Origin of the sequence: Paenibacillus sp. UNC499MF (assembly GCF_900107975.1) — a bacterium.
Lineage (GTDB): Bacteria > Bacillota > Bacilli > Paenibacillales > NBRC-103111 > Paenibacillus_F.
This window is the reverse complement of sequence record NZ_FNVF01000010.1, coordinates 144,095-157,524: the sequence shown is the minus strand read 5'-3', so window position 1 is coordinate 157,524 and position 13,430 is coordinate 144,095. Positions and strand designations below refer to the sequence as shown.

The window sequence follows — 13,430 nt, the reverse complement described above, 5'->3', positions numbered from 1 at the left end:
GTTTGTGTATTTGCACAAATCGCGGGGGAAACATTCTCATAATCACACAAAAACAGATCACACACAAATATGCTACACTTCTTTTTGTAAATGAAGCGCTTTCAATAAACATAAAACAGTTGATAACGCTTACTTTTACAGAAATTAGCTACTTTTGGTGGACAGACTTCAAGCCCTCAAGAGGGTATAATCAGAACACGTTTAAGACGAATCTTCAGGAGGTACCTATGTCCAAAAAAACTCAGACTCATGAACTGCAAAGAGGATTGGAACAACGACATATCACCTTGATGTCGCTTGGTGCCGCCATTGGTGTAGGCCTGTTTCTCGGCTCCGCATCCGCAATCAAACTTGCCGGTCCCGGCATTCTGCTGGCATACGCGCTTGGAGGCCTCATCATTTTCTTCATTATGAGAGCGCTCGGGGAAATGGCCATTGAAAATCCCGTAGCCGGTTCATTCAGCCGGTATGCGAGAAATCATATTTCACCGCTTTTCGGATATTTGACAGGCTGGAACTATTGGTTCCTCTGGATTATCACTTGTATGGCCGAAATTACGGCCGTCGGCATTTATATGGAGTACTGGTTCCCGGGAACTCCGCGCTGGCTCTGGGCACTAGGTGCGCTTGTACTCATGAGCGGCATTAACCTGATCGCCGTTAAAGCGTACGGGGAATTCGAATTCTGGTTCGCCTTGATTAAAATCGTCACGATTATCGGCATGATAGTTATCGGAGCCGGGATGATTTTCTTCGGACTCGGCAACGAAGGCATCGCGGTCGGATTCAGCAACCTTTGGAGCCATGGAGGATTCCTCCCTAACGGGGTAACAGGTCTCTTGCTCTCCTTCCAGATGGTTATGTTCGCTTATCTGGGCGTTGAGATGATCGGGGTAACGGCGGGTGAAGCCCAAAACCCAGAGAAAACCTTGGCGAAAGCCATCGATACCGTCTTCTGGCGCATCCTTATTTTCTATATCGGCGCACTTGTTGTCATCATGTCCATCTATCCGTGGGATGAAATCGGCAAGGCCGGCAGCCCGTTCGTAATGACGTTCGAGAAAATCGGAATTCCGGGAGCCGCGGGAATTATCAACTTCGTCGTTCTGACGGCAGCGCTGTCTTCCTGCAACTCCGGTATTTTCAGTACGGGCCGTATGCTTTTCAACCTGGCTCAGCAGGGCGAGGCGCCGGATTCCTTCCGTAAGGTTTCCAAAAGCGGCGTTCCGGGCAAAGCCATCGTCGTTTCGGCTATCGCTCTTCTTATCGGTGTTATTCTCAATTATATCGTTCCGGAAAAAGTGTTTGCCTGGGTAACAAGTATTGCTACTTTCGGAGCTGTATGGACATGGGGCATGATTCTTATTTCTCAAATGAGATACCGCAAGAAATTAAGCCCGGATCAAGTTCGCAATCTTAAGTACAAGATGCCGCTGGCGCCTTATACTTCCTATATCTCTCTGGCGTTCCTCGTGCTCGTCATTGTCCTACTCGGCTTCTCCGAGGACACACGTGTCGCGCTGATTGTCGGGCCGATCTGGCTGATCGCTCTCGTTGTCGTTTACTACAGTAAGGGTTTCCACCGGAAGAACGCGCTTCCCGAAAAAAACTCCGATAGCTCAGGAATCAGCATTAATCCTCAATCTGAGCTGTAAACCGGTTCTTGAATGAACATAACGTTTAAAAAGGTAAGGACGGATTCCTAAACGGAGTCCGGACTTGCCTTTTTTTATTCCCAGAAAAATTTATGAAAAACTCTTGTTATTAGAAGGTGGGACTGGAACTTTTAGGGACTCCCAGTCGTTATTAAACTAAGAGCATTTTCAGGAGGGGGTCAGGTTGTCAGCCAACCGTGAAGCAATGGGACAAAAGCAATTCGCCAAAGGTCATTTTCTGTTCATTCTTGGAACTTGTCTGCTCAGCTTGCTGCTGGGTATTTTATATACCCCGATTTGGGGCGGAGAAACGGCATTCTCCATTCAGTTTATAGCTCACGAAATTGTGGCCGAACCCCGCGGACTAAAGCTTTGGGCTTATCTTTCCATCGGTCTGGGGGCCATCCTGCTGACCGGTTTGGTCGGATTGATCCGGCCCGGGAAAGCATGCGGGCTCAGCTGTAACGTCCTGGCCGGGATTGCGGTCGTACTTGTGCTGATTCAGCTTCCGCCCGTTTTCCTATGGGGCATGGTGCTTCCGGTAGATGCCGCCGCCTGGCTCCCGATCCTACTGCACGGCACGGCTCTGTTTGTCGGATTGTGTGCGGCGGGGCTGCTCAAAAGCTTGAAAAATAAATAACTGCGTGGAATCATACATAACTTAAAAGGTTTAAAATTCCAAAGGTTCACCGACAATGGCTTTGATACACTTACCCGACGGCATGTTACTCCGCAACCATTGCTCAGAACTAGGCAATTAAGGAGGCGGCTCGTTGATGAATATTAAAAAAACATGGATAGTCGGTGTTTGCTCGGCAACCGCTCTTATCATAGTCGGATCGGGATGTAACGGTTCCAGTCAGGCAAATGGTTTTGATAAGAAAGAGAGGCTGGAAACTTTAAAGAAGGAAGAACAGCGATTAAGAGCTATACTCGATTCCAGACAGTCCGGGGCTTCCGAAACAACGGCCGAAAAATTACAACGTGAGCAAGACGAGAGATTGGTCAAGAAAATCGGAATTGAAGCGGGGACTTTGCAGGATGAATTATACCCGCCTGACACTAAGGCAGTACTTGAAGAAAATATAAGATTGCTGAAGAATACATTGGAAATCAACGGTTACTACGAGACTAAGAAGAATGACCCCGTAAATGGGAAGGCGTATGAAAGAGCTGCCCGAATTCTGAATGAAAAGATAAAGACGCTTGCAGAAATCGAGCATCAGTTAAAAGACGGGAGCAAGCCCATCGACCAATTAACAAAGGAATTCGAGGAATTAAGAGCTGTCCGGGAACTAATTATTAATGAATAAAAAATGTCCCTGAATTGCTGGTTTCATTTATATAGAGGTTGAAAACCGCAAGCAGGCTAAATGACCATCCTGCCTTTTTCCTGATTGAGGGGGTTAGGATGTTTTCCCATGTCTATCGGTTGGATTATTCCTTCGGGTTATGCCGCCCCCCCCTGGTTAAATTCCGCCCAAACAGGCAAATTGTAACCCCTTGACGAATGGTTTATAATAGAATATGGTGCATTTTTTTAATTTGAGAACCAAGGAGTGTCACATACATGGCTTTGAAAGCAGGAATCGTCGGGTTGCCGAACGTAGGAAAATCGACGCTATTTAACGCGATTACACAGGCGGGTGCCGAATCCGCAAACTATCCTTTCTGCACGATTGATCCGAACGTCGGTGTAGTTGAGGTGCCTGACGAAAGATTGCAGAAACTGGCCGATATTGTGAATCCGAACCGCATCGTGCCGACTGCGTTTGAATTCGTGGATATTGCAGGTCTGGTTAAAGGCGCGAGCAAAGGCGAAGGCCTTGGCAATAAATTTTTGGCAAACATTCGTGAAGTGGATGCAATTGTGCACGTAGTCCGCTGTTTTGTGGACGAGAACATTACCCACGTGTCCGGCAAAGTCGATCCGATCTCCGATATCGAGACGATTAACCTGGAGCTCATTCTGGCGGACCTGGATTCCGTGGAGAAGCGCATTGACCGTTCGCGCAAAAATATGAAAGGCGGCAACAAGCAGTATGCCGCAGAAGTGGAATGCTTCGAGAAAATCAAGGAAGCCCTGTACAACGACCAGCCGGCCCGCAGCGTAGAGCTGACGGACGAGGAGCGTCTGCTTGTGCGCGACCTTCATCTGCTGACGATGAAGCCTGTTCTTTATGCCGCTAACGTGAGCGAAGCGGAAGTGGCGGACGGCGACAACAACCCTTACGTGCAGAAGGTCCGCGAGTTTGCGGCTCAAGAAGGCGCGGAGGTTGTGGCTATCAGCGCGAAGGTTGAGTCCGAAATCGCCGAGCTTGAAGGCGAAGACAAAGAAATGTTCCTGGAAGAGCTCGGTTTGCAGGAGTCGGGTCTTGACCGTCTGATCAAAGCGGCTTACAAGCTGCTCGGTCTCTATACCTACTTCACGGCCGGCGTCCAGGAAGTAAGAGCTTGGACCATCCGCAAAGGAACGAAAGCTCCTCAGGCGGCTGCCGTCATTCATACGGACTTCGAGCGCGGTTTTATCCGGGCGGAAGTGGTATCTTATGAAGACTTGACCGCAACAGGTTCGATGAACGGGGCTAAAGAAAAAGGCCAGCTTCGTCTGGAAGGCAAAGAATATATCGTGCAGGACGGCGACGTCATGCACTTCCGTTTCAACGTTTAGGGATCAGCTATTAGACGTTTCCTTAGCTTGTTACGGTGTTATATAGAAAATAAGGATATACAACGCTCGGCGGTAAAAAAGCCCTCGAACGGTTAATCGTTCACTTACGTAAACTATCCTGGCGACTGCCGAAGGAAACGTTCGAGGTTTAGGCTGTTTGCAAAAACGGCGCAAAGCTCTGATTATTTTGACATTATGGTAAGGAGTGGTCCAAATGCTGGATCGTTTGCAGGCTCTGGCGGATCGCTATGAGAAACTGAGCGAGCTGCTCTGTGACCCGGATGTAACGAGCGACACGAAGAAGCTCCGGGAATTCTCCAAAGAACAATCCGACCTACAAGAAGCCTACGATGCTTATGTAGAATACAAAGACGTGCTGGAACAGCTCGATGCGGCGAAAGCCATGCAGGCCGAGAAGCTCGATGACGAAATGCGCGATCTCGTGAAAATGGAGATCGAGGAGCTGTCCGGCCGCAAAAATGAGCTGGAAGAACGCCTGACTGTGCTTATGCTGCCTAAAGATCCTAACGATGACAAGAACGTGATCGTGGAAATCCGCGGCGCGGCCGGCGGCGACGAGGCAGCCCTGTTTGCGGGAGACCTGTACCGCATGTACTCCAAGTTCGCGGATGCTCAAGGCTGGAAGACCGAAGTGCTGGAAGCGAACCTGAACGACCTTGGCGGTTTTAAAGAGATTATTTTCATGATCAACGGCAAGGGCGCTTACAGCAAAATGAAATACGAAAGCGGCGCGCACCGCGTTCAGCGGATTCCGGTAACGGAATCGGGCGGCCGTATTCATACGTCCACTTCCACGGTAGGCGTTATGCCCGAAATGGAAGAGATCGATATCGAGATCAAGGACAGCGATATCCGGGTCGATACGTTCTGCTCCAGCGGAGCGGGCGGTCAGTCCGTTAACACGACGAAGTCCGCGGTCCGGGTTCTGCACGTGCCGACAGGCATTATGGCGACCTGTCAGGACGGCAAGTCCCAGAACGATAACAAGGCGAAGGCGCTGCAGGTTCTGCGCGCGCGCATTTACGATGTAAAACGTCAGGAAGAAGAAGCGAAGTATGCCGGGGAGCGTAAGAGCAAGGTCGGCACGGGTGACCGCAGCGAGCGCATCCGGACCTACAACTTCCCGCAAAGCCGCGTAACGGACCACCGCATCGGTCTTACGCTTCACAAGCTGGACACCATTTTGAACGGAGACATGGATGAAATCGTCAATGCTCTGACTATGACGGCGCAGGCCGAGCTTCTTGAAAAAGGGGAGCAATAAAATCATCATGAACAGGCTTATTTATCAAGCCGGCATGTCAATCCGAGAAGCCTATTCCCAGGCTTCTTCTTTTTTCAAAGAGCGGCAAATCCAGGACGCGGCTATCTGTGCGGAGATTCTGCTTCAGCACGTGCTGGGTCTGAGCCGGACGGAATTCTTCTTCCGGCTGGAAGAGCCGTTTCCCGCTGCGCATGCGGAGCAGTGGGGCGAGGTCGTGGAGCGTAAGGCCGCCGGGGAGCCGGTACAGTACATTACCGGCGAGCAGGAGTTTTACGGCCTGACGCTCCGGGTCACGGACGCGGTACTCATCCCGCGTCCCGAAACCGAGCTCCTCGTGGAGGAAATCCTCCGCGAGGGCTCGCGCTTGTTTCCGCAAGGCGCTCCGCTCCTTGCGGATATCGGCACCGGGAGCGGAGCTATCCCGGTGAGTCTGCTGCATGCGCGCCCCGATTGGCGCGCCGCGGCATGCGACCTCTCGCCGGAGGCGCTGGAGGTCGCCAAGGGCAACGCCGGACGGTGCGGCGTAGGGGAGCGGATCGCCTTCTACGAGGGCGATCTGCTCCTGCCCTGCATCGAACGGGAGCTGCCCGTCGACATCCTGGTTTCGAACCCGCCGTACATTCCGGCGGGGGATTCGCCGTCGCTGCAGCCGGAGGTGCGCGACTATGAGCCGCACCTCGCGCTGTTCGGGGGCGAGGACGGACTGGATCTGTACCGGCGGCTGGCCGGCCAGATCCCGCTGTTGCCGAAACAGCCGAGACTGGTCGGACTGGAAGTCGGTATCCACCAGGCGGAGGCTGTAGCAGAGCTGCTGCGCGCAGCGGGAGAGTGGAGCGAGATCCGCTTCGTGAAAGACTTGGCCGGCATCGACCGGCATGTCATAGCCATAAACAACGATTGACCGCCGGAAGGCCGGCTCTAACGAGTGATTGGGGTCTCGCAAAGCGGAAAAGGCTGCACGGCTGATGAGGCTGCTGATTCAACCAGAAAGCCCGAGGCTTTATAGAATCTGGGCCGGGCCTGACAAGAGAGCTGCTGCTGCCCATGGAAAGGGCTGTGACTATCCTTTTAAAAAAATCGCATACAACACATGTAAAGCGACTGCCGATACTCATGTGTGGCTTTTGTCGGAACTAGGGCGGTTGGTCTAGCAGGCCCGAATGGGTAAAAGTTAACTTTTGATGGCTCCGAAACAGGTTTTGCTATTACCCTTCCCCGAACAGGCAATCTATAAACCTAGCATCTAGCAAGGGCCGATTTTAAAACCTATCAGCATGTTCGGTACTCACGCTCGCCAACTCCGGAAAATCCGAGGCCGCTATGGTTGCAGCTTTGTTAGGCGGCCGCTTTTCCGGCTGTTTTATATGTTCCACACATCAAAATTGTTCCACGTGAAAAAAATCATAGATTGCTAGTTTAAAAGATTTGCCTTTTGACCATACTAACCGTTACAGAGGAAGAAACAGAAACGGCTTCGAGGCTGATGCTGTTTTTCCGGCAAACGGGAGGGATTCATTATGGTCATCCGTAAATCATACAAGCATTTATTTTATACGTTTTTCGCTCTTGCTATCATGATGATGAGCTGGGAAGGCACGCGCTCGAACGCAGCTCTGGCAGAAGGGGCTATCCCGGATCAGTCGATCCGTCTTCGTATCCTGGCCAACTCCGATAAGCCCGAGGATCAGGCTGTCAAGCGGCAGGTGCGGGACGCCATAATCGCTCAGATGAACGAATGGGTTACGGGTCCGCAATCCATAGATGAGGCGAGGCAAATTGTGCAGCGGAACCTTCCGGTTCTGGAAAAAGTCGTCCGCGACACGCTTGTGTCCCGAGGTCTTGGAGGTATTCCTTACACAGTAGAGCTCGGACAGGTTCCGTTTCCGACCAAAATGTACGGCAGCCGGGTTTATCCGGCCGGGAATTATGAAGCTCTGCGCGTGTCTCTCGGAGAAGGGAAAGGGCAGAACTGGTGGTGTGTACTTTTTCCGCCGCTTTGCTTTGTAGACGGTGTATCAGGTGAAGCTGTGGCTCAGGCGTCTCCTGCTGAAGACGGCGGGGAAGCAAAAACTGCCGGTGAAGCTAAGACGGCTGACGCGCAGAAAAAAGCGGCGAACACTCCCGCCGAAGGATCGGCTGCCGATGCGGCCGCAAGCGGAGATACGGAAGTGAAATTTTTTCTGTGGGAACTGCTTCAAGGTATCATCGGATTCTTTCTGAATCTGTTCAGATAAATTTCGGAAACCAGTAAGGGTGAGCAGCTTTGACAACGACTAAACTATGGCAGATTTACAATGAAGCGGGAGCGGAGACCGGATCCGGACAAACCGCCGATGAGGCGATTGCCGCAGCGGCCTATCTTCTCGTTCAGGGAGAAACCGTAGCGTTCCCGACCGAAACGGTATACGGCTTGGGAGCGGATGCGACCAACTCCGCTGCGGTCGAAGGCATTTACCGGGCCAAGGGCCGTCCGTCGGACAATCCCCTGATCGTCCACATCGCGGAACGCTCTCAAATGGACGCGTTCGTGGAGGGAGTGCCCGCCGAGCCTCTGCTCCGGCTTATGGATGCCTTCTGGCCCGGGCCCCTGACCGTCATCGTGCCGGTCCGCGCGGGCGCGGTATCCCCGCTGGTGACGGCGGGGCTGTCTACCGTCGGGGTCCGCATCCCCGACCACCCGGTCGCCCTGGCGCTGCTGCGCGCCGCAGGCTGCCCGGTGGCTGCCCCGAGCGCGAACAGCTCGGGGCGTCCCAGCCCGACGATGGCGGAACACGTCGCCGAGGATCTCGGCGGACGAATCGGCGGCATCGTCGACGGCGGACCGACGGGCGTCGGCGTAGAGTCGACCGTCGTGGAGTGGGCGTCCGGGGCGGTTTACATCCTCCGCCCCGGCGGGGTTACGGCCGAGCAGCTGCGCGAGGTGCTGCCGGACGTGCCGGTGCGCGAGCCTATGCGCACCGAAGAACCGGCCGGGACGCCGCGGGCTCCCGGCATGAAATACGCGCATTACGCCCCGAAGGGGAGCATGCGCGTGGTGCTGGGCGGCGATCCGCAGGCCGTCGCCGAGTGGATGCGGCGTGACCTTGACGCCGCCAAGGCCCGCGGTGAGCGCACGGGGGTGCTCACCTATGACGAGCGCCGCGGTTTGCATCACGCGGACGCCGTCGTCTCCTCCGGCTCATTGGCAGAGCCGGAGACGATCGCGCGCGGCCTGTATGCCGCGCTGCGGCAGTTCGACCGCGAGGGAGCGACGTATATTCTCGCGGAAGGCTGCCCGGACACGGGAATAGGCCGTGCGGTCATGAACCGGCTGCTGAAAGCCGCGGGTCAAGAAGTTATCCGCGTTTAAGCGGCGGAAGGGGTATCGCTGCACGCGGAACGCCTTCAGACTGTTTGATTCCTACAGGCAGCGGGAATATGCCGTATTCCGGTGCACCGCAAGGCGCCAAAGTTCCGGGAAGCCAGTATCCTTTTCCACACAATACTTATCACGAAAGCTAGCAGCCTTTACCCATGGAGTCAGGTACAAGTCCATAGCATGTTTCCCGGTTTGTCCGCATATCTTGAGAGAGAAAAAGCGGACAGGGGGAAATACCAATGGCGGCACTGGCGGGCGTGTCACCTTTCGTATGGGGCCAACTGCTGACGATCTTCATCATGGCCATTGCGCTGGGTTTTGACGCGTTTTCTTTAGGAATCGGAATCGGAATGAGAGGAATACGCCTGCTGCATATTCTTAAAATCAGCATCGTCATCGGTCTCTTCCATATCCTCATGCCTCTGCTCGGCATGTATGCGGGCCATTATCTCGGCTCTTTGCTCGGACAGGTTGCCGTGGCGGCCGGGGGCGGTCTGCTCATTTTGCTCGGATCTCATATGATTTACAGCTCCTTCCGGGGAGAAGATTCCCCCGCTTTCGATCATCGTACCTTTTGGGGAATGATTTTGTTTGCGCTAAGCGTGAGCGTGGATTCTTTTTCGGTCGGAGTTTCGCTGGGTATTTTCGCGACGGATGTAGTTTTGACGGTTCTGCTTTTCGGGCTTCTGGGCGGAGGTATGTCGATTCTGGGGCTTCTACTCGGGCGCCGGGTGGGAAGCTGGATCGGTGAATACGGTGAAGCGCTGGGCGGTCTGATTTTACTGCTGTTCGGTCTGAAATTTTTGCTGTAAGTTTTCCTGATTTGAAAAAAAGCGGTACAATAATAGAGAGCGGAATGAACCCGTTCGAATACTCTGTAGGGAGGTAGACGGAACGTGAAACAGATCCTTTTTGTCTGTACCGGAAACACATGCCGCAGCCCGCTGGCTGAAGGGATTCTGCGCCATATGGCCCGGGAGGAAAACCTGGAAGTCCAGATCCGTTCTGCAGGGGTTTTTGCTTCCGACGGCAGTCCGATTTCCCGGCAATCTTCTTCCGTTTTGCGTGAAAAAGGCTGTGAAGCTTCTATCAGCTCCAGTCTTCTCAGATCCGCAGACGTGGATTGGGCCGAACTCATCTTAACGATGACACAAGATCATAAACGCGCCGTAATTCAGCGGTTTCCGCAAGCGGCGGATAAAACACATACATTGAAAGAATTTGTAGAAGACGATTCCGGGGTCACGGCAGCGGCCGCAGAGTGGGAGAAGCTGATCGCCGAATTGCAGGTGAAGCAGGCCCTTTCCCAAGAAATCACGCTGGAAGAGAGAACCCGGCTTAAACATCTGGAAAAAAAGTTTCCGGATTATGATATCTCCGATCCTTACGGCGGTTCGCTAGAGCTTTACCGGCATACGGCGGAAGAAATCGAGGAAGCGCTCGTTAAACTGGTTCAAAAGATAAAGGATAGCCGATGAATGGCCACAATGGCCGGGGCTTCTGCTCGCCGGGCTAACAAAATCTTCATTTTTTAGCGGCTTTACAGTTTTGCGGGAATACGGTAAGATAGGGGCATAAAAGAAGACCCGGTGTAACTGGCGACGAGTGGGTGTAACCACAGTGGAGCATCGGGGTATACGGCCGGTCGCCTGGGCAAAAGAGCAGTACATGCGTATTTACACGTGTGTCATGCTCTTTTTTTCATTGTCATTTAACGGTTTCACAGGTGCAGGTAAAGTCGGAATTTGGCGGTTTTTTTCTCCGGCTGATCGGTTTGGGTTATAATAGAGCCAAACGCAGTTTATTCCCACCCGAGGAGGGCTTTTCAATGAAAATTGCAATTGGCGCCGATCACGCCGGATACCGGCTTAAAGATGTTATCGTTCCTTACCTGGAATCGTTAGGTCACGAAGTAAAGGATGTCGGCTGCAACTGTGAACAATCGGTCGATTATCCGGATTATGCCGTCCCCGTTTGCGATATGGTGCTTAACGGACAGGCGGATAAAGGCATTCTGATTTGCGGTACAGGCATCGGCATGACCATTGCCGCCAACAAAATGCCCGGCATCCGCTGCGCGCTTGTGCACGATATGTTCTCCGCGAAGGCAACCCGGGAGCACAACGACACGAATGTGCTTGCTATGGGAGAACGCGTAATCGGACCCGGCGTAGCGCAGGAAATCGTCAAGATCTGGATCGAGACGGAGTTTTCGCACGGGGAACGTCATGAGAACCGCCTGAACAAAGTGAAGCTGCTCGAAGAGAAAAATACGATTCATCCGTAAGGAGCTCTATTTTAAATGGAGGTGATCGTATGAATGACGGTGAGAAAGCTTGGCTGGACGGAATAGGGCCTGCGGTCGAGGCCAATTTCCGGGCGCTGATCGAAGCCGGCGGCTTGAAGCGCGGCCAGATCGTCGTTTTCGGTACCTCGACGAGTGAGGTACGGGGCCAGAGAATCGGCACGTCCGGCACGCCGGAAGCGGCCGAGCGCATTTTTGCCGCCGCGGTCCAGGTGGCGGAAGAACACGGGCTGCGGCTCGCCTTCCAGTGCTGCGAGCATTTAAACCGCGCGCTTGTCGTCGAAGAAGCGCTGCTGGAGCAAGACCCCCGGCTGGAGCCGGTGAATGTGGTGCCGGTGCCCAAAGCCGGCGGCTCGATGGCCGCCCATGCTTACCGGCACCTGGAACGCGCATGCGTCGTGGAAGAGATCGCCGCCCATGCGGGCATCGACATCGGCGACACCCTGATCGGCATGCACCTCCGCCGGGTTGCCGTCCCTGTGCGTCCGCCCGTGAAACAGGTGGGCGAGGCGCACGTGACGATGGCCTACACGCGTCCGAAGCTGATCGGCGGACAGCGGGCCGTGTACGAAGCCGTGCCGGAAAGTCCGGGCATTCCCGTATTCGCCGGCGCCGGCGCGCCTGCCGGCACGGTTTCGGGAGGCGCTGAAGACAGCGGCACCTGTGAGTAATGCACCTTAAGCCGCGATAAGCGGGGAATTTTACCGCCGCTTATCGCGGCTCGTACAAAGCGAAACTGGTTGTGATTTTAAATTCATGGGAGGTTGTTATAGATGGTAGAATTTTTGCGCAAACAGGACCCGAAAATCGTTGAGGCTATGAACCTGGAGCTTGGCCGTCAACGCGACAAAATCGAGCTGATCGCTTCCGAGAACTTTGTAAGCCAGGCGGTTCTTGAAGCTATGGGCACCGTGCTGACGAACAAATACGCGGAAGGCTATCCGTCCAAGCGCTATTACGGCGGCTGCGAGTACGTCGATATCGTCGAAGATATCGCGCGTGACCGTGCGAAAGAACTTTTCGGGGCCGAGCATGCCAATGTACAGCCTCACTCCGGCGCTCAAGCGAATATGGCCGTTTACCTGGCCGCGCTGAAACCGGGCGATACCGTTCTCGGTATGAACCTGGCGCACGGCGGACACTTGACACACGGCAGCCCCGTCAACGCGTCCGGCATCCTCTATAACTTCGTAGCTTACGGAGTAAGCGAGAAGGATTCCCGTATCGATTACGATGATGTCCGCAAAGCGGCGTTCAAACATAGACCCCGCCTGATCGTTGCAGGGGCAAGTGCTTACCCGCGTATCATCGATTTCGAGAAGCTGGGCCAAATCGCGAACGAAGTGGGCGCCTTGTTCATGGTCGACATGGCTCACATCGCGGGTCTTGTTGCGGCAGGTCTGCACCCGAATCCGGTTCCGCATGCTCACTTTGTCACGACGACGACTCACAAAACGCTCCGCGGACCGCGCGGCGGTTTGATCCTGTGCCGCAAGCCTTGGGCCGCCGCCATCGACAAGGCCGTATTCCCGGGTTCCCAGGGCGGACCGCTCATGCACATCATCGCCGCCAAAGCCGTTGCGCTGGGTGAAGCTCTGCAAGCCGACTTCAAGACGTACGGAAAGAACGTTATCGATAATGCCAAAGCGCTGGCGGAAGGTTTGACGGCCGAAGGAATCGACCTCGTTTCCGGCGGCACGGACAATCACTTGATCTTGATCGACCTGCGCAGCCTGAACATCACGGGTAAAGACGCCGAGCATCTGCTTGACGAAGTCGGCGTAACCGTCAATAAGAACGCGATTCCGTTCGATCCGACTAGTCCTTTCGTAACGAGCGGTATCCGTATCGGTACGCCTGCCGCGACTTCCCGTGGAATGGATACGGAAGCCATGAAGCAAATCGCCAAGATTATCGCCCTTACGCTTAAAAATCCGAGCGATTCCGCCGTTCACGACCAAGCCCGTGGACTCGTCAAAGAAGTTACCTCCAAATTCCCGCTTTACACGGGATTGGAATATTAATTCTTTCCTTATAAATAGCCTGCTTTATCAGCGGGCGGCTAGTTAATCCGGGAACCCGCAGGGGGTTCCTTTTTTTATGAAAAAAAGTAGACGGATTGTTCATACAAAAGCAGATTCTTGTCATAAGAGAGT

13 protein-coding genes and 1 riboswitch are annotated in these 13,430 nt (G+C 53.9%); all 13 genes read left to right on the top strand.

Going from position 1 to position 13,430, the window contains the following annotated elements; genetic code table 11:
* Positions 1–227 precede the first annotated feature (227 nt).
* Entirely contained in the window at positions 228–1,655 is a 1,428-nt protein-coding gene (locus tag C4S74_RS19420; protein ID WP_103996935.1) for an amino acid permease, read from the top strand.
* Between the two features lie 184 nt (positions 1,656–1,839).
* Positions 1,840–2,295 (top strand): hypothetical protein, encoded by a 456-nt coding sequence (locus tag C4S74_RS19415; protein ID WP_103996934.1) that lies wholly within the window; start codon positions 1,840–1,842, stop codon positions 2,293–2,295.
* Between the two features lie 136 nt (positions 2,296–2,431).
* Positions 2,432–2,968, top strand: coding sequence for a hypothetical protein (locus C4S74_RS19410; RefSeq protein ID WP_103996933.1), 537 nt, complete (start codon positions 2,432–2,434; stop codon positions 2,966–2,968).
* A gap of 257 nt (positions 2,969–3,225) precedes the next feature.
* Complete coding sequence (gene ychF, locus C4S74_RS19405; RefSeq protein ID WP_103996932.1) at positions 3,226–4,326, top strand: redox-regulated ATPase YchF; 1,101 nt, start codon at positions 3,226–3,228, stop codon at positions 4,324–4,326.
* Between the two features lie 214 nt (positions 4,327–4,540).
* Complete coding sequence (prfA, locus tag C4S74_RS19400; protein ID WP_103996931.1) at positions 4,541–5,611, top strand: peptide chain release factor 1; 1,071 nt, start codon at positions 4,541–4,543, stop codon at positions 5,609–5,611.
* 7 nt (positions 5,612–5,618) lie between these two features.
* Positions 5,619–6,512, top strand: a complete 894-nt coding sequence (gene prmC, locus C4S74_RS19395; RefSeq protein ID WP_103996930.1) for a peptide chain release factor N(5)-glutamine methyltransferase — start codon at positions 5,619–5,621, stop codon at positions 6,510–6,512.
* Between the two features lie 616 nt (positions 6,513–7,128).
* Positions 7,129–7,845 (top strand): stage II sporulation protein R, encoded by a 717-nt coding sequence (gene spoIIR, locus C4S74_RS19390; protein ID WP_103996929.1) that lies wholly within the window; start codon positions 7,129–7,131, stop codon positions 7,843–7,845.
* Positions 7,846–7,874: 29 nt separating this feature from the next.
* Positions 7,875–8,960: an L-threonylcarbamoyladenylate synthase gene (locus C4S74_RS19385; RefSeq protein ID WP_103996928.1), complete on the top strand. Its 1,086-nt coding sequence runs from the start codon at positions 7,875–7,877 to the stop codon at positions 8,958–8,960.
* A 248-nt stretch (positions 8,961–9,208) separates the two neighbouring features.
* On the top strand, positions 9,209–9,781 hold the full coding sequence (locus C4S74_RS19380; RefSeq protein ID WP_103996927.1) for a manganese efflux pump: 573 nt from the start codon (positions 9,209–9,211) through the stop codon (positions 9,779–9,781).
* Between the two features lie 84 nt (positions 9,782–9,865).
* Positions 9,866–10,447, top strand: a complete 582-nt coding sequence (locus tag C4S74_RS19375; protein ID WP_103996926.1) for a low molecular weight protein arginine phosphatase — start codon at positions 9,866–9,868, stop codon at positions 10,445–10,447.
* 103 nt (positions 10,448–10,550) lie between these two features.
* Positions 10,551–10,631: riboswitch (ZMP/ZTP riboswitch) on the top strand.
* Between the two features lie 166 nt (positions 10,632–10,797).
* A complete protein-coding gene (rpiB, locus tag C4S74_RS19370) occupies positions 10,798–11,256 on the top strand; it encodes a ribose 5-phosphate isomerase B (protein ID WP_009677057.1) in 459 nt (152 codons plus the stop codon).
* 29 nt (positions 11,257–11,285) lie between these two features.
* On the top strand, positions 11,286–11,945 hold the full coding sequence (locus C4S74_RS19365) for a TIGR01440 family protein (protein ID WP_103996925.1): 660 nt from the start codon (positions 11,286–11,288) through the stop codon (positions 11,943–11,945).
* 102 nt (positions 11,946–12,047) lie between these two features.
* Positions 12,048–13,298, top strand: a complete 1,251-nt coding sequence (glyA, locus tag C4S74_RS19360) for a serine hydroxymethyltransferase (protein WP_103996924.1) — start codon at positions 12,048–12,050, stop codon at positions 13,296–13,298.
* Positions 13,299–13,430: the final 132 nt, after the last annotated feature.